We start from the raw sequence: 15,237 nt of genomic DNA, 5'->3' as shown, positions 1-15,237 counted from the left end.
AGGTCCGATTGCGGCGCCGGAAATGCATGGTGCGACCATATCAGGAACAGTCGCATATCCACCGCGCCCGTGCCTGGGCAAGGCTGTCTGCCTTCCGACCGGGCTCCCAACCATCCCGGCGCCGCCCCTGTCCGCTTTGGGCAGGGTTGCGGCGCGCCGGATCCGGCTAGGCCTGGCCGACCCACTGGGCGGGCTGCACCGCAGGCCCGCCAGGGGTGTTCTTGCTCAAGGCCCGTACCAGGACATCCCGGTTGGTGAGGATATGTTCCCGCATCAGCGCCTCGGCACGGCCGACTTCGCGCTGCGCCAGCGCATCCACGATGCGGTAGTGGTCGCCGAGCGCCTGCCGGCTGTGTTCGCGCCGGTAGAGCAGGAGCAGGGCTTCATGGTCATGTGGGTGCGACTTGCTGTCGAATATGATGGGCAGCTGGCGGGCACGGCGGACGGCATCCGTCAGCCAGCTGTTGTCAGCCAACGCCAGCAGCGCGAAATGGAAGTCGAGGTTCATGTCCTGCCACAGGAGGGCCTGCCCGTCGTTCCATTCCTCATCGTGCAGCACCTTGCGCTGCGCCTCCAGCAAGGCGGCGAGCCGCTCTTGCTCGGCATGCAGCAGGCCGCGCTCGCCGATCAGGCGGCAGCCCAGGCTTTCGAGCGTGGCCCGGACGGTGAATGCGTCCTTGATGTCCTTGGTATGGAACTGGCGGACCAGAAACCCGCGATTGGGTTGATAGACCAGCAGCCCTTCGTCTGCCAGCCGGGCCAGCGCATCGCGCACCGGCGTGCGGGAGACGCCCAGCTCCTGGGCCAGGGTGACCTCCATCAAATGGGCGCCAGGCGGGATCTCTCCGTCGAATATGCGGTTGCGCAAGATGTCGGCGACCGAGAGCGCGCGCGTGCGGGAAGTTTCGGGTGAAGACATGTTTCCTGATGCGAGTCGGTGATCTGAAACCGGTGATGGGTAATCAGTCTGCGTGAATATGACGGCTGTGGATGAGATTACCCCACAACGCCCTCTCCCCGGCAAGAAACCGGCTTGCCTCTTCGGGTGTCGTGGGGAATCTCTCGGCGCCGCTGTTTTCGATGGCCTGGCCGAGTTGCCGGTCATCGAGTGCTTTCGCCAGCGCCGCGTGCAGTTTACCCACGATGTCCTTCGGCGTTCCGGACGGCACGAACAGGCACGTCCAGCTGTAGATCTCGACCGGGACGCCGGACTCCCTCAGGGTGGGCACATCCGGAAGCGCCGCGATGCGCGCGTGCGAGGTCACGGCGAGCGGGCGCAGCGTGCCGCTGCGGATGTGGGGCAGCACGGTGGCCGGATTGGAAAACATCATCTGCACCTGGCCGCCGATGGTGTCGGCAATCGCCGGGGCGTTGCCGCGATAGGGGATATGGGTGAGGTCGATGCCGGCCGTCTGCGCGAACAGCTCCCCCGATAGATGCGACGTATTGCCGTTGCCCGCGCTGCCGAAATTGATCTGGCCGGGCCGTGCCCGCGCCGCGCGCAGCAACTCCGCGACGGTCCTGGCCTGCAATCCCGGATTGACCACGAGCACGTTCGGCCCGCGGCTGACGCAGCCTGCCGGCGCGAAGTCGCGGGCCGCATCGTAAGGCGCCCGCGACATCATCATCGGTGCGTTGATCTGCTCGGCCGGCGTGCCCAGGAGCAAGGTGTATCCGTCGGCGGGCGCGCGCAGGACTTGCGCCGCGCCCAGCGTGCCGCTGGCACCGCTCTTGTTATCCACCACCATTGTCTGATTCAGCTGGCGGGACAGGCTCCTAGAGAGCAGGCGGGCAACCGTGTCCGTGGTCCCGCCGGCGGGGAAGGGCACGACCAGCGTGATCGGCCGGGCCGGCCATGCCGGGTTCGTTCCGGCGGATACGTGGCGGCCCGGCAGGACGGCGCCGGCAAGCGCCAGCAGCAGTAGAAACGGCCGGGTTCCGCTGATAAGTCGAGTCGAAGGCATTGTTTGGTCTCCTGATGTTATGTATGCATGATAGCGTCAAAAATGATTTTATGTGCTTTTAAATCTTGTTTTTGCATTGTCATGTATGCATACTGACCGTCGTCACGACCAGAAAGGCTCATCATGCGAAAGACGACATTGCTCCAGAAACTGATTCATGCCCCCGAGATCCTAGTCATGCCGGGTGCCTTTGACGCCCTCTCCGCCCGCATCGTCCAGGAGGCCGGCTTTGCCGCCGTGCAGTGTTCCGGCTTCGGCATTTCCGTGAGCCGCCTGGGCCTGCCGGACTACAGCTTCCTGTCGCTCCCGGATATGGTCGCGGCCACCCAGCACATCGTCGACGCGGTGGACCTGCCGGTCATGGCGGACGGCGATACGGGCTTTGGCAACGCCGTCAATGCCTGGTACGCCATCAAGGCGTTCGAGCGCATCGGCTGCGCCGGCGTCAATATCGAGGACCAGGTCATGCCCAAGCGCTGCGGGCACCTGGAGGGCAAGTCCATCGTGCCGATCGAGGAAGCGGTCCAGAAGATCCGGGCCTGCGCCGAAGCGCGCACGGATCCGGATTTCGTCATCAACGCGCGCACCGACGCCCTCGCGGTTGGCGGTATCGACGAAGTGATACGGCGCGGCAATGCGTATCTCGCCGCCGGCGCCACCATGATCTTCGTGGACGGGATGACGTCGAAGGAACTGGCAAGGCAGGCGGTGCAGGGCATCCGCGGGCCGGTGGCGATCAATGTGGTCGAGGGCGGCAAGTCGCCGACGGCATTCACGTTCGAGGAGATGCAGCAGATCGGCATTGCGCGTGTCAGCCTGCCAGCCACGCTGATGCTGGCGGCGATCCAGGGCATGCGCGACGCGTTGGCGGCAGTGCAAGCCAATGGATGCGCCGGCGGGCCCGGCGCGCCGCTGGCCGATTTCCGCGAGCAGCTCAAGCTGGTCGGCTTCGAGGACGTGTTCGCGCTGGAACGGCGCTATCTGTCGGGCCTGCTGCACCCCGGCACGGCGCAATAGGGTGAGCGCCATGCATACATCGCCGCGCAACATCATCGAAAAGATCTGGGACGAACATGTGGTGGCGCGGATGGAGGGCGACCAGGCGCTGCTCCATATCGACCGCGTCTTCCTGCACGACCGCGCCGGGCCGCGCGTTTTCAGCGGCCTGGAGGAGGCGGGCCATCGTGTCGCGCATCCTGGCCTGGTGTTCGGCACCATGGATCATATTGTCGACACCTTGCCCGGCAGGGGCGACGATACCCTGGTGCGGGGCGGGCGCACGTTTATCGAAGCGTTCCGCGCGTCGTCGCGGCGCGCGGGCATCCGCCTGTTCGACCTGGGCGATCCGCGGCAGGGCATCGCGCACGTCGTCTCGCCCGAGCTGGCCATTGCCCTGCCTGGCAGCACCATGGTCTGCTGCGACAGCCACACCTGCACGGCAGGCGGGATCGGCGCACTGGCATGGGGTATCGGCACGACCGAGGGCGAGCACGCGGTAGCCACGCAGTGCCTGGTGCGAAGCCGGCCAAAGACCATGCGCGTGCTGTTCCACGGCCGGATTGCCCCTGGGGTGTCGGCCAAGGACATGGTGCTGGCGCTGATCGGCCGGTACGGGGCGGGTGGCGGCGATGGCCATGCCATCGAGTTCGCCGGCGAGGCGGTGCGGGCCCTGGAGGTGGAGGGGCGGCTGACCCTGTGCAATATGGCAGTCGAATTCGGTGCCTGGACCGGATTGGTGGCGCCGGACGCGCGCACCGCGCAATGGCTGGCAGGGCGTGCTTTCGCGCCACGCGGCGCCGCATGGGATGCGGCAGTGTCGCACTGGCTTGCGCTGGCCTCCGACGAGGGAGCGCGCTGGGACCGGCAACTCGACGTCGATTGCAGCCGGCTGGCGCCCCAGGTCACCTGGGGAACCAACCCCGGCCAGGTAACGGCGGTGGATGGCGCGGTGCCGCGCGCCGCCGACGGCGATGCCGGGCGCGCGCTTGACTATATGGCGCTGCAGGCGGGACAGCGGCTGCAGGGGATTCCCATCGATGCCGCCTTTATCGGCTCCTGCACCAACAGCCGCCTGCCGGATTTGCGCGCGGCGGCCCAGGTGGTACGCGGGCGCCGCGTGGCGCCGGGCGTGAAGGCCATCGTGGTGCCAGGCTCGACCGGGGTCAAGCACGCGGCGGAAGCCGAAGGGCTGGACCGTGTGTTCGTCGAGGCCGGCTTCGAGTGGCGCGAGAGCGGTTGTTCGCTGTGCTTCTTCGCCGGTGGCGACAATTTCGACCAGCCCGGCAAGCCCGGACGCCGCGTGATTACCAGCACCAACCGGAATTTCGAAGGGCGGCAGGGTCCCGGCGTGCGCTCGCACCTGGCCAGTCCGGCCACGGTGGCAGCCTCGGCGATCGCCGGCTGTATCGCGGATCCGCGTCCGCTGCTTGGCGAGGGGAGATGATATGGAACAGTTCGTTGAATTGAGCGGCATTGCCGCCCCCCTTGTCCACGCCAATATCGATACCGACCTGCTGATCCCCTCGCGCGAGATCACGTCTCCAGGGCGCGATGGCTACGGCGAAAAACTGCTGGCGCCCTGGCGTTATCAATCATCCGCCGACGGGGAGCGCGTCGAGCGCCCCGATTTCGTGCTCAATCGCGCGCCATTCCGGCAGGCCTCGATCCTGCTGACCGGGGAGAACTTCGGCAGCGGATCCTCCCGCGAAGCCGCGGCCTGGGCGGTTCGGCAGTTCGGGTTCCGCTGCGTCATCGCCCCGTCGTTCGGGGCGATCTTCCAGAACAATTGCTATCGGAACGGCATCCTGCCGGTGGTGTTGCCGGCGGCGGAGATCGACTGGATGGCGGCCGAAGCGGCGGCGGGGACCTTGATCCTGACGGTTGATCTCGAGCGCTGCGTGGTCCGGCATCCGCAGGGCCGGTGCCTGCCGTTCACCGTGCCCCGGAGCGAGCGCAGCATGTTGCTGGAGGGACTCGATGCCATTGGCCTGACATTGAAACGGCGCGCGCAGATCCAGGCTTTCCAGCATGCCGATCGCGCGGCGCGGCCCTGGATCTGGACCGTGGACACGCCTCAACCGGCTGGCGAACTGCCGCCGTAGCGGGTCCGGCGACAGCTTCGGTGGACTGGGCGCCACAATTGTTTGCAATGCCGATCGGGGGGCGCCGGTAAACTCGCTGCCGCTCTGTGCTGTCTGTCAGGGCTTGCCCGTGCGGCTCTCCCCGTCCGCCCGGGCCTTTTTCAGGCCCGCCCCTTTCGTGCGGCGTTCCTTCTCTCTGCCTGACGTTGCCAGCCGCGCGGATCCGCTCCGCCGGCCGTGCTGCCGGAGAGTCCCGCCACAGCCTGGAGAACGGCAATGCGCGTTTGTCCATAGACCAGTCCTTTCCATTCCGGCGTATCGCGGTAGACCTTCACGCCGTGCGACGCGATGTAGTGGTTCAATGCGGCCTGGTCCGCTGCGCTGGGGGCCATGTCCAGCTCGAACTCAGGAAGCACCAGATTTCCGTGCTGCGCCTGCGCGAGCCGCTGCCGGAGATCTGCGTCTCGATCGTGACACGGAGGAACCGTCCGTTGACCGCGATGGCGGCAAGGCTCCTGGCCTGCATGAAGGAAGTGGCGGCATTGTTCAGGTCGTCGCATCGGCCGGCCTGAGCGCGGGGAGGGGCCGGTCCTGGCTAGACCGTCGAGCGGCTTTTCCCATCGACCTGGCGGACGGGGATCTTCGTGGCGTCGATGCCATCGACGCAAAATGCGTTGACGCTGAAATAGCGCTCGTCCGTGCGCCGCTGATGAAAGGTGTAGATCCCGCAGTGGGAACAGAAGTAGTGCTTCGCCATGCCCGTGTTCCACTGGTACAGGCTCAAGGCTTCCTCGCCAGAGAGGACCCGGAGCCGCCTGCGCTCGACGGTCGCCATCACGGCGTTGCGCTTGGTGCAAAGGGAGCAGGCGCAGCGGACCAGTTCATTGATATCGGCCTCGAACGAGAACGTGACGGTGCCGCAGTGGCATGCGCCAAGATATTCCTGCATAGTTTTCCTCTCTTTCCGGCGGTCAGGGGCTGGCACTTTCTGCCTGCTTTCCGAGCATGGTAATGCATGCGACCGCTTTCTCCACGCCTTGCAATCCGCCGCCGTTCCCAGCGCCGGCAGGCCTGCGCCCTCAACTGGGTGACCAGTTCGAAGACCTGGCCAAGCCCCGTCGCGCCGATCGAATCGTTGCACGGCCTGCGTTCGTCCCTGAGCCGGGAGTTCGCACGCTATATGCCTGATAATCTATTTTCGCTACAACCGCTATAAATGTATTATGTGTGCGTTTTCGCCTACCGGGGATGCCGGGACTATCAGGATTAAGGAGTGAAGGCGGCAATGAAACCCCTTTTCAACGACGAAAAACGCGAAGCACAACCCGCGGCCGCGCCGTCTTTGTCAGTGCTCACTACTGGGGCCATGTCCGCGCATGCCGGCGCTACCCCGCCGGGTGCAGCGCTGCCGAAGCTGCTGACGGATGATGAGATCGACCGTCTCGGCGCCGAGCAGGGCGTCCGGATGGCGGCATTTTCGAAGCAGATGCTGTCCAGCGTCCGTGCCGCCGATGCCGGCCAGTTCGGCGACAAGCTCAACGAGCTGATCGCCACGGCCAAGGGGCTGGATCCCAACGCCATGCAGAGGGGAGGCGTGCTGGCGCGCGTCAGCGGCTTCCTCAAATCGACCAGGGAGCGCCTGCTGGCGCAGTACGAGACGGTCAGCAAGCGGCTGGATACGCTGCTGCGGGAACTGGAGACGCACGCCCATCAGCAGAAGAGCGGCATTGCCGACCTGGAGCAGATGTACGTGGACAACTACGCCATGCACCAGGAGCTGGAAGCCGCCAGGCAGCACGGCGAGCAGGCCCTGGCGGCCTTTCGCGCCGTGCTGGCGGGTGAGCCGGAAGCCGGCGACGCTTTCGCGGCCCAGCGCCTGCTGGACGTCAGGCGCCGCATCAGCGCGCTCGAGCAGAAGATCGACGATCTCAACCGCGCCATGCTGATGTCCAAGCAGCTGGCGCCGCAGATTCGCATGGAGCAGGACCACAAGCGCACGCTGACGTCGAAGTTCGGCACCATCAAGACGGTGCTGATTCCCGCGTGGACCAATGCGTTTTCGCTTTACCTCGAACAACTGAGCACCAGGCGGGCGGCCGAGCTGGCCAACGCGACCTACGACGCGGCCGATGCCGCCATCCGCGCCCAGGCCGACCTGAGCCGGGCCAACGCGCAGGAGATCGCCAAGCTGGGGCAGCGTCCGGTTATCGCTACCAGCACGTTCGAGTACGCGCAGGAGCAGCTCTTCGGGGCGTTCGACGACATCACCCGCATCGTCGACGAAGGACGCCGCCAACGCGAGCAGGAGGCGCCTCGGCTGCGCCAGCTCGAACAGGATCTGGTGACGCGTTTTACCCGGAAGCCGGCGTAGCCGCATAACCGCATAACCGCATAACCGCATAACCGCATAACCGCATAACCGTAGAACCGCGGAACCGCATTAAGGAATCAAAGGCATGATCACTCTCGAGAAACGCGCGGCCAAGGTTGGCATCGTCCTGGAAAAGCGCCAGCTGGCCAAGCCGCCCACGGTGCGCGTGGGCGCCGCGCTGGATATCTCCGGCTCTGCCCGGGATCTCTACCAGTCGGGCATCGTGCAGGAGACGCATGACCGCATCCTGGGCATCGCGCTGAAGTTCGACGATAACGGAGAGGTCGATACCTGGACCTTCACCGAGCGCTTCAACCGCCTGCCGACGGCCACGCCGGACAACTACGGCTCGTACATCTCCGACTACGTGCTGCATGCCGACATCGACAAATGGGGCGGCACCAAGTACGCGCCGGTCATGTCCGACATCATCAGCTTTTACTTCCGCTCGCCCGCCGCGCGTCCGGCCGGCGAGAAGCGCGGCTTTCTCAGCCGCCTGTTCGGCGGCGCGTCCGAAGAAGCCGCGCCGATCCCCGCGGCGCCGGCCAACGGCATTCCGGCGTGGGCGCTGTTCATCACCGATGGCCAGAACCCGCGCGCCGACCGCGAGCAGGTGCGGCGCCTGCTCAACGATTCGAAGAAGTTCCCGATCTACTGGTCGCTGGTCGGCGTGGGCGATCCAAGCGAATTCGGCTTCCTGCAGGAGCTGGCCGACGATCTCCCCAATGTGGGTTTCCTGCATATGGAAACGCTCGACGTGCCGGATGAGCAGCTCTACGAGCATCTCATCACGCCGGAGTTCTGCACCTGGGTTCGCGGGAAGTAGGCACCCGATGGCCGGCCACCGGCCAGCCATTTTCACGATCAACGATCAATCATCAGCGATCAAGTCACACAGTAGGAGAAGCAGCATGATCAATCTGTCCAAGGGCGGCCGTGTCAACCTCTCGAAAGAGGCGCCGGGCACCCAGAAATTCCGCGTCGGGCTGGGCTGGGATGCCAACGGTACCGACACCGGCGCCGATTTCGACCTGGATGTATCGATCTTCCTGTGCAAGTACGACGCGCAGGCCAACCCCCGGCTGATTTCGGATCAGCACTTCATCTTTTACAACAGCGAGATCCGCACCAGCGACCGCAAGGCCACCTTCTTCCAGTCCGGCGACGACTTCCCGAAGAACGGCATGCCGGCGTCGAAGTGCCTGGGCGTGGTCCACAGCGGCGACAACCGTACCGGTGCCGGCGCCGGTGACGACGAAGTGATCTTTGTCGACATCACGAAGCTCGCTCCGGAAGTGGAAGAGATCTCGGTGATCGTCACCATCGACCAGGCGGCCGCGCGCAAGCAGAATTTCGGCCAGGTGCGGAACAGCTATATCCAGATCTCCGACGAGGTGACCGGCACGGAGATTGCAAAGTACCCGCTGGAAGACGACTTCTCGATGGAGACCGCTGTCCAGGTCGGCAGCTTCTATCGCCGGGACGGGCAGTTCTTCTTCAAGGCGGTCGGTGCCGGCTACAATCGCGGCCTGGGCGACTTCGTCCAGGTGTACGGCGGCAACGTCTGATACGCCGGTGCGGCCGGGGCGGCGCCGGGCTGGCGCCGCCGTTCGTCCGGGAAACCATGGATGCCGAACCGTCCTGATCAACGCGATCCACGCGATCCACGCAAGCCGCCGGGCGCTGGCGCTCCCGGCCAGATCCGGCCGGAATCCGGCGCCCTGCGCTTTGACGATGGCCCTTGCGCCGGGAGGCCGGCAGTGACCGAACCCAAGGAAATCGAATTCGGCGCGGGCGTCCCGTCCGTCGTGCAGCGGGATGCCCACCGGGCACCCGCGCCGCTCGCATTCGGGGCGCCTGCGCCGCAGGCCGCCACCGGTTCCCCGCCGGCGGCGAAGGCGCCGCGCGCACTGGCGTTTCCCGATGCCGGGCCGGACGCGCCATCTGCCGGCGCCGCGCAGGCAGCCACGGCGGGCCTGCGCGTGCCCGGAAAACTCCAGTTCACGGCGCCGCCATCGTCGCCACCGCCGCGCCCGTCAGCCGGCGAGCCGGCCAGGGCCCTGTTCGGCGAAGCCGGCCACCCGCTGCTCGAACGCTGTTTCCAGGCCGCGCGCGATCGCTTTGCCAGGCTCTATCCCGCGCACCGGCTGCGTATCGAGCGCGCCATTCGCCAGTTGCTGCCGCCCAGGCTGCAAACGGTGGCAGGCGCGGCGGAAGCCTCGCTGGCGGCCAGCGGCGAGGCCGTGGAAGCGGTGGCGCGGCTGATGCGTGAATTCAATGAACTGGATGCGGCCAGGGTCATGGCCGACCTGCTGGCCAGGACCACGCGCAAGGAAGGCTTGCTCGATCGCATCTTCCACGGGCGCAACGCCGAGGTGGACTTCCGCGCCGTGCTGACCGTCCTGAAGCAGGCCCTGAGCGCGTTCCCCCCGCGCACCGAAGCGCTGGCGGCAACCATCCAGCGTGCCGAGGAAAGCCTGATGATTACGCTGGCAGCGCTCGGGGCCGTGGCCGACGTGGTCCAGGCGCCGGATGAACCCGCCCTGGAGCGGGCCCTGGCAGACCGCCGCGACGTGGTGAGCCAGGCGGTGCAGCAGCTTGCGCTGCTGCCGCTGCAGTTGCGCGGCGTGGACGAGAAGACCGTGGACCTGCTGTCCCGCGCCGACCACCTGATGAACGTGACATTGCCGGCAGCGATGGCGGCGCGTTCGCAAGGACTCTAGTGTCCTGACTCACTCAGAACACTGGCGACGCGCGGGGCGCCGCGCCTCGCCAGATCAGCTGGCGGGGCTCCCGTGGCGATGGCCTCCTAGTTGGCCGGCGCGGCGGGCAAATGCTTGTGTGGCGACTGGTGGCGCCGGCCGGCATGCTCGTTCCGGAACAGCTTGTCCGCTATCTTCTTCTGGTCGTCGGAGAGCACGGCGTATAGCGGGCTGAATGCGGCGGCCAGTTTCTGCATATTGTCCGCGTGCAGTTGGGACACTGCCGCATAGGACTTCATCGCATCGTCCGCATTCATCGACGAGAGCTTTTGCGCGCGGTCCTGGAAGGCTTGCCCGGCCTTCTCGGCGTTGTCGCGCATCGTTTGTGCGAAGGTGTCCCATTGCTGGGACTGCTGGTCCGTGATCTTCAGCTGGGTGCGCATTTCGCCGATGCGCTTCTCGACGAAGTCTTCATGCTTTTGCGCGCGGCTGGCTTTGCCAGGCGCGGCGGATGTTGCTCCCCCCGGTGCGCCTGCCGCCGGTGTCTGCGACCAGGCAGAGAACGTGCCGAGCAATGCCAGCGTCAACAAGGCAGGCATTGCAATCTGACGAATGCGGTTCGTGTTTTTCATGGCGGAATGCTCGGGTTCCGGTATCGGATTGGTGACGGCCGCAAGGCCGGGCGTTGTGGAATTCACTGGCTGCCGGACGTGGATGGGCCGGCATCAAGCTTGAGTGCAGGGCTCAGTAACCGGGAGGATAGCGATCCTGGTAGTAGGCCGCGGGAGGTGGCGGAGGTGGTGGCGAGCGGTATACGACGGCTGGCGGCGGCTGCATGGCGCCTACGATCGCGGCACCCGCGACTGCGCCCAGCAGCGCTCCGATGATCAGATCGCCGCCATCGCCGCCACCGCCCCGATATCCGCCATGGTCATCGTGATACTCGCCATGGGGAGCCCGCCGCTCGTGATCCTCCCGGTCCCGCCTGCCATGTTGGGCTTGCGCCGGAAGTGCGCAAGCCGCCAGCGCGACGATCGCCGCAGCTATTCGGCAGCCAAGCATGATTCGGGATGATTGAGTCATGAACGGCACCTTCTGCTGTTTCAGGAGGGACACATGCGCGGGGCAGCATTGAATACATTGAATACCGCTCTGATACCGCTCTTTCACATGCTAGCCATTGGTTTGTTGAAGTCAAGAACGAACCAGGCGATCACCCTGCCGGCAAGCGGGTACTGGATGGGCCGCCCGGCTTTGCACGCACCAGCGGCCCGCGGCCCCGGCTATCCAGGCTAGCGCAAGCCGGCCGCCCAATCCACGGCGGCATCGAAGAGCTGGCGCCCCGGCGCCGCCAGGTTGGTGAAGGTGTCGTTGTCGAGGAAGAACATGACGCGGCGTGCGGGGGCCAGCGACTCGTAGTCCATCGTCGCGCCTTTCTCGTAGGCAAAGATGGCGGCCTTGTCCGGCTGGCCATAGAGCGTGGCAATAATGCTGGCGCCCAGGCCGGGTTTGCCCCAGCTCATGCCGGCCTGGCGGTTGTAGACATTGACGGCGCCTGCGGGCAGGCCGGCGGCGATGGGGTGGGGCGCATTGACGAGCCAGAGATAGCGCTCCTTCTGCGCCTCGCCGAAATCGACGTCATGCCGTTTGCCGGTCATGGCGAGGTCGTCCAGCAGGTCGTTCTCCCAGGTCAGCAGCGGCTTGGACAGTTGGCGCCAGCCGGCGGCCACGCGCTTGGCCGAGACCGTGGACGACATCACGACCAGATCCGCATCGCGCGCCGCCTCCACCGGCTGGTCCTGCCCGATCAGGCTGACCGCGTAGCCGCGCGCTTCGAGGTGCGACTTGATCTTCTGGTCGACCGGCAGGTCGGGGCCGTCGGCCTGGACTACCAGCGCTATCCTGGTGCCCTTGCCCGCGGGCTCGGCCGCGTGGGCCGCCATGCCGAGGCCGCAGGCCATCAGCAGCGCGCCGGCGATGGTTGCGCGGAGCGTACGCCACGCTGACGCAGTGTTGCCCGGCACGGGGGCGTGTGCGATGGCGGGCATGTGCGCATCGTCTGGCCTGGGATCCTGGTTTTTCATGATGATTGCCTTATGCGAGATGAGGGGGGGCGGCGCGCTCAGAACGCCAGCGTGGTCAGCAGCGAGACCTGCCGGGCGTCGCCGATCGAGACGAAGTACTTGCTGACGCTGGATGGGTAGTAGGTGCGGTTGAACAGGTTCTTCACATTGAGCTGGAACCTGAGCTTGCGCGCGCCGATCCTGGTCTCGTAGCTGGCGAAGGCGTCCGCCACGGTGTAGGCGGGCAGCGCGAAGCTGTTGGCCGAGTCGCCCGGGCGCCGGCCCACATAGTGCGCGCCCGCGCCCAGCCGCAGGCGGTCGCCGCCGAAGATCTGGCCGAAGTCGTAGACGGCCGACAGCGACGCGGTATGCTGCGCGACGTTCCACAGGCGGTTGCCCGTGTACAGCGGATCCTCGGTGGTCTTGGCGTCGATGTACGCATAGCTGCCGATGAGGCTCCAGCGGCTGCCGATCTGGCCGGCCACGTCCAGCTCGACCCCGCGCGAACGCGCGCGGCCGGAAGTCCGCCAGTCGGTTTGCCGGGTCGCATCGTTGTACTGGGAGACCAGCACGTTCTTCTTGTCGATGTTGAACAGTGCCAGGTTGCCCGTCAGTCCGCCGGACAGCTCGAACTTGGTGCCCAGTTCCCAGGACCGCGCCTGTTCCGGCAGCACCGAGGAATCGATCACCGCGCCCGAGCCGAGCGGCGCGATGGTCGAGGAGGGCTTGAGCGACTGGGTATAGCTGCCGTACAGCGAGACCGCGTCGTTCCACTTGTAGACCACGCCTGCGCGTGGCAGCCATTTGGTACCGTTGATGTCGGTGTTGACATTGAACGGCCGGCCGCGGCCGGCCACCTGGCGGTAGGACAGGAATCGGGCGCCGCCCACCAGGATCCATTTCTCGGTCAGGTGGAGGCTGTCCTGGAAGAACAGCGAGGTGTCGTGCAAGGCGTCGGTCTGGTCGCTGTCGCTGGCCGACACCGTGGTGGACGGCGACAGCAGGCCGTAGACCGGATTCAGGTAATTGAACGGCGTGGTGGTGGTCTGGCGCAGCAGGTCCGCGCGGTAGATTCTGCGGTACTCGCTGTCGACCCCGACCTGCAGGTCGTTGCGCAAGCCGGCCACGCTGAAGCGGCCATCCACATAAGCGATAGCGTAGCTGTCCGTGCTCAGCGCGCCATGGGTGGCGTCGTTGCTGCGCGACACCGCGCCGGTGGTGGAATCGATGCCGAAGACCCGCAACTGGTTGGCGTCGTACGACTCGCGGTTGTAGCTATAGCCGAAGTGGCCCTTCCAGTCCGCGTTGAACTGATGGTCCACCGCCAGCTGGACGAGGTGGGACTGCCCAGTCATATTGTTGAAGGCTTCGTCCAGGCGGCGCCGGCTCGGGATCGCCAGCGGCTCGTTGGTCTTCGGGGCGATGGCGGTGCCGCGGTCGAAGGGATAGAGAAACTTGCGGTATTCGTAGGACAGCACCACCTGCGTGTCCTTGCCGTACCAGGCCAGCGACGGCGCCACCAGCGTCTCGCGGTGCTCGCCGAAGTTGCGCCAGTATTGTTCGTCGACCTGGTCCACCACCAGGCGGTAAGCCAGGCCCGAGGTGCCGATGGGGCCGGTGGAATCCAGCGTGGCGCCCGCGCCGTTCTTGCCGTGGCCATAGGTGGAGCCGAGCACGGAGATGGCGTTGTACTGCTGCAGCATCGGCCGCTTGCTGACGATGTTGATCACGCCGCCCGGATCCATGATGCCGTACAGCAGCGAGGAGGGGCCCTTGAGCACTTCCACGCTGTCGGCAGCCGCGTTGAATCCGCGGCCTTGCACCAGGGGCATGCCATTGTGCATCACCGAGCCATCGCGGTTGGCGCCGAAGCCGCGCTTCATGATGGTGTCCTGGGTGCCGGCCAGCGTATTGCCCTGGGTGATGCCGCTGACGTTGGAGAGGGCGTCGTCCAGGTTGCGTGGCCGCTGATCGCGCAGCACCTGGGCCGGGACCACGTTGACGACTTGCGGGGTGTCGAGCAGGGGCGCGTCCGAACGCGTGACGGAGGCGCTGGGCGGCGGGCGGTAGCTGTCGTCGCCAGCGGCGTCCGCGCGCACGGTGACCGGCGGCAGCGCTGTCCCGCCGGTGCCCGCGGCGGGAGCGGCCTGCGCAGGCGCGATGCGCCTGGCCAGGACATAGCTGCCGTTGGCCTGTGCCACGGCAGCCAGGCCGGTGCCTTGCAGCAGCACGCCGAGCGCGTCCGGCACGCTATACCGCCCGCGTACGGCATGGCTCTGCAGGCCCGCGGTCAGCTCCGTCGGGAAGGAGAGCAGGATCCCGGCTTCGCGGCCCAGGCGGTTGAGCGCCCCTTCCAGCGGACCGGCAGGGATGTCGAAGGCCCGGGCGCCCGCGAGGGCGGACGCGGCTTCGGCCGCTTGCGCCATGCCGGGCAACACGGCGGCCATGGTCAGTCCCATTGCCACCGCGGCAAGCCTGAAAGCCGCTGCCAGCGGACGGCGCCCGAGGCCGGATGGTACCTGGCCACGGCCCTTGCCCGGCATCCGTGGTGCGCTCTGGCGTCGGTCGGGGCGGCCGGCGTTGCGGTGGTGTTGCATGTTCGATGACTCGTTGAATGATTGGAGATGTGGTGCGCTTGTCTCCTATGTCACGCGAGAATCGAAAACAGACCACCCGCTTGGGAAATAAGGATCGGGAAACAGAAGCAGAAGCAGAGACAGGGAACGGCTTGCGCGATGCCGGTGCCCGGGCGCGCTAGGGGCGCGCCGGCCGCACGGTCACCCAGTAGCGTGTCAGGAAGTGGATTTCCACCGGCAGCGTGCTACGCAGCGTATCGAGGATGCGCCCGGTATCCGCCAGCGGATAGGTCCCGGAGACCCGCAGCCCGGCGACGCCGGAGTCGCAGCGCAGGTGGCCGGGGCGATGGCGGCCGAGTTCGGCGAGAAAGTCGTCCAGGCGCATGCCGGTGGCGACGATCATATCGTCGGTCCAGGCAATATCGGCGTCGTTCGCCGCTTCGGTCGCGTCGATCGCCCTACGCGTGAACCGGGCCTGCTC

The 15,237-nt window shown here is 66.4% G+C and carries 14 protein-coding genes and 1 pseudogene; 7 read left to right on the top strand and 8 right to left on the bottom strand.

Annotated elements, in window-relative coordinates; all coding sequences use genetic code 11:
• Positions 1-166 precede the first annotated feature (166 nt).
• Together P3W85_RS23220 and P3W85_RS23215 are read right to left on the bottom strand one after the other, a co-directional pair.
• Entirely contained in the window at positions 167-919 is a 753-nt protein-coding gene (locus tag P3W85_RS23220) for a GntR family transcriptional regulator (protein ID WP_017226009.1), read from the bottom strand.
• A 43-nt stretch (positions 920-962) separates the two neighbouring features.
• Entirely contained in the window at positions 963-1,964 is a 1,002-nt protein-coding gene (locus P3W85_RS23215) for a tripartite tricarboxylate transporter substrate binding protein (protein WP_276266503.1), read from the bottom strand.
• Between the two features lie 123 nt (positions 1,965-2,087).
• Between P3W85_RS23215 and P3W85_RS23210 the strand changes: the two genes are divergently transcribed.
• The 3 genes from P3W85_RS23210 to leuD are packed head-to-tail and all read left to right on the top strand — an operon-like array spanning position 2,088 to position 5,065.
• Positions 2,088-2,981: an isocitrate lyase/PEP mutase family protein gene (locus P3W85_RS23210; protein ID WP_276266502.1), complete on the top strand. Its 894-nt coding sequence runs from the start codon at positions 2,088-2,090 to the stop codon at positions 2,979-2,981.
• Between the two features lie 10 nt (positions 2,982-2,991).
• A complete protein-coding gene (locus P3W85_RS23205; protein ID WP_276266501.1) occupies positions 2,992-4,407 on the top strand; it encodes a 3-isopropylmalate dehydratase large subunit in 1,416 nt (471 codons plus the stop codon).
• A 1-nt stretch (position 4,408) separates the two neighbouring features.
• Positions 4,409-5,065 carry a 3-isopropylmalate dehydratase small subunit gene (gene leuD, locus P3W85_RS23200; RefSeq protein WP_017226005.1) on the top strand — a complete coding sequence of 219 codons (657 nt, stop codon included), beginning with the start codon at positions 4,409-4,411 and terminating at the stop codon, positions 5,063-5,065.
• Positions 5,066-5,205: 140 nt separating this feature from the next.
• On the opposite strand, the gene P3W85_RS23195 is transcribed toward leuD, so the two are convergent.
• Entirely contained in the window at positions 5,206-5,460 is a 255-nt protein-coding gene (locus P3W85_RS23195; RefSeq protein WP_276266500.1) for a hypothetical protein, read from the bottom strand.
• Positions 5,461-5,639: 179 nt separating this feature from the next.
• Positions 5,640-5,993, bottom strand: coding sequence for a GFA family protein (locus P3W85_RS23190; protein ID WP_276266499.1), 354 nt, complete (start codon positions 5,991-5,993; stop codon positions 5,640-5,642).
• Between the two features lie 336 nt (positions 5,994-6,329).
• Here P3W85_RS23190 and P3W85_RS23185 point away from each other — a divergent pair, with 336 nt between their 5' ends.
• The 4 genes from P3W85_RS23185 (at position 6,330) to P3W85_RS23170 (ending at position 10,138) form a co-directional block, all read left to right on the top strand.
• Positions 6,330-7,415, top strand: coding sequence for a toxic anion resistance protein (locus P3W85_RS23185; protein WP_017226001.1), 1,086 nt, complete (start codon positions 6,330-6,332; stop codon positions 7,413-7,415).
• A gap of 85 nt (positions 7,416-7,500) precedes the next feature.
• Positions 7,501-8,241 carry a VWA domain-containing protein gene (locus tag P3W85_RS23180; RefSeq protein ID WP_017226000.1) on the top strand — a complete coding sequence of 247 codons (741 nt, stop codon included), beginning with the start codon at positions 7,501-7,503 and terminating at the stop codon, positions 8,239-8,241.
• Between the two features lie 85 nt (positions 8,242-8,326).
• A complete protein-coding gene (locus tag P3W85_RS23175) occupies positions 8,327-8,983 on the top strand; it encodes a TerD family protein (protein ID WP_017225999.1) in 657 nt (218 codons plus the stop codon).
• A 192-nt stretch (positions 8,984-9,175) separates the two neighbouring features.
• Entirely contained in the window at positions 9,176-10,138 is a 963-nt protein-coding gene (locus P3W85_RS23170; protein WP_276266498.1) for a hypothetical protein, read from the top strand.
• Between the two features lie 86 nt (positions 10,139-10,224).
• Here the strand turns inward: P3W85_RS23170 and P3W85_RS23165 are convergent, their stop codons facing one another.
• The 4 genes and pseudogenes from P3W85_RS23165 to P3W85_RS23150 form a co-directional block, all read right to left on the bottom strand.
• Positions 10,225-10,749 carry a Spy/CpxP family protein refolding chaperone gene (locus P3W85_RS23165; protein ID WP_276266497.1) on the bottom strand — a complete coding sequence of 175 codons (525 nt, stop codon included), beginning with the start codon at positions 10,747-10,749 and terminating at the stop codon, positions 10,225-10,227.
• 660 nt (positions 10,750-11,409) lie between these two features.
• Positions 11,410-12,078 (bottom strand): hypothetical protein, encoded by a 669-nt coding sequence (locus tag P3W85_RS23160; RefSeq protein ID WP_276266505.1) that lies wholly within the window; start codon positions 12,076-12,078, stop codon positions 11,410-11,412.
• A gap of 161 nt (positions 12,079-12,239) precedes the next feature.
• On the bottom strand, positions 12,240-14,777 hold the full coding sequence (locus tag P3W85_RS23155) for a TonB-dependent siderophore receptor (protein WP_430869600.1): 2,538 nt from the start codon (positions 14,775-14,777) through the stop codon (positions 12,240-12,242).
• A 157-nt stretch (positions 14,778-14,934) separates the two neighbouring features.
• Positions 14,935-15,237: pseudogene (locus P3W85_RS23150) on the bottom strand (FecR domain-containing protein); the annotation flags it as partial.

It is taken from the genome of Cupriavidus basilensis (genome assembly GCF_029335485.1).
Taxonomy (GTDB): Bacteria; Pseudomonadota; Gammaproteobacteria; order Burkholderiales; family Burkholderiaceae; genus Cupriavidus; species Cupriavidus basilensis_E.
Note: the sequence above shows the minus strand (reverse complement) of the source record. Positions and strands in the feature narration are given on the sequence as shown.

What these genes read in the sequence shown, in the direction of transcription:
- P3W85_RS23160 (WP_276266505.1), bottom strand. Translation starts at nt 12,078, where the DNA reads ATGGCCTGCGGCCTCGGCATGGCGGCCCACGCGGCCGAGCCCGCGGGC.
- P3W85_RS23220 (WP_017226009.1), bottom strand. Translation starts at nt 919, where the DNA reads ATGTCTTCACCCGAAACTTCCCGCACGCGCGCGCTCTCGGTCGCCGAC.
- P3W85_RS23210 (WP_276266502.1), top strand. Translation starts at nt 2,088, where the DNA reads ATGCGAAAGACGACATTGCTCCAGAAACTGATTCATGCCCCCGAGATC.
- P3W85_RS23165 (WP_276266497.1), bottom strand. Translation starts at nt 10,749, where the DNA reads ATGAAAAACACGAACCGCATTCGTCAGATTGCAATGCCTGCCTTGTTG.
- P3W85_RS23180 (WP_017226000.1), top strand. Translation starts at nt 7,501, where the DNA reads ATGATCACTCTCGAGAAACGCGCGGCCAAGGTTGGCATCGTCCTGGAA.
- P3W85_RS23155 (WP_430869600.1), bottom strand. Translation starts at nt 14,777, where the DNA reads ATGCAACACCACCGCAACGCCGGCCGCCCCGACCGACGCCAGAGCGCA.
- leuD (WP_017226005.1), top strand. Translation starts at nt 4,409, where the DNA reads ATGGAACAGTTCGTTGAATTGAGCGGCATTGCCGCCCCCCTTGTCCAC.
- P3W85_RS23190 (WP_276266499.1), bottom strand. Translation starts at nt 5,993, where the DNA reads ATGCAGGAATATCTTGGCGCATGCCACTGCGGCACCGTCACGTTCTCG.
- P3W85_RS23185 (WP_017226001.1), top strand. Translation starts at nt 6,330, where the DNA reads ATGAAACCCCTTTTCAACGACGAAAAACGCGAAGCACAACCCGCGGCC.
- P3W85_RS23215 (WP_276266503.1), bottom strand. Translation starts at nt 1,964, where the DNA reads ATGCCTTCGACTCGACTTATCAGCGGAACCCGGCCGTTTCTACTGCTG.
- P3W85_RS23175 (WP_017225999.1), top strand. Translation starts at nt 8,327, where the DNA reads ATGATCAATCTGTCCAAGGGCGGCCGTGTCAACCTCTCGAAAGAGGCG.
- P3W85_RS23205 (WP_276266501.1), top strand. Translation starts at nt 2,992, where the DNA reads ATGCATACATCGCCGCGCAACATCATCGAAAAGATCTGGGACGAACAT.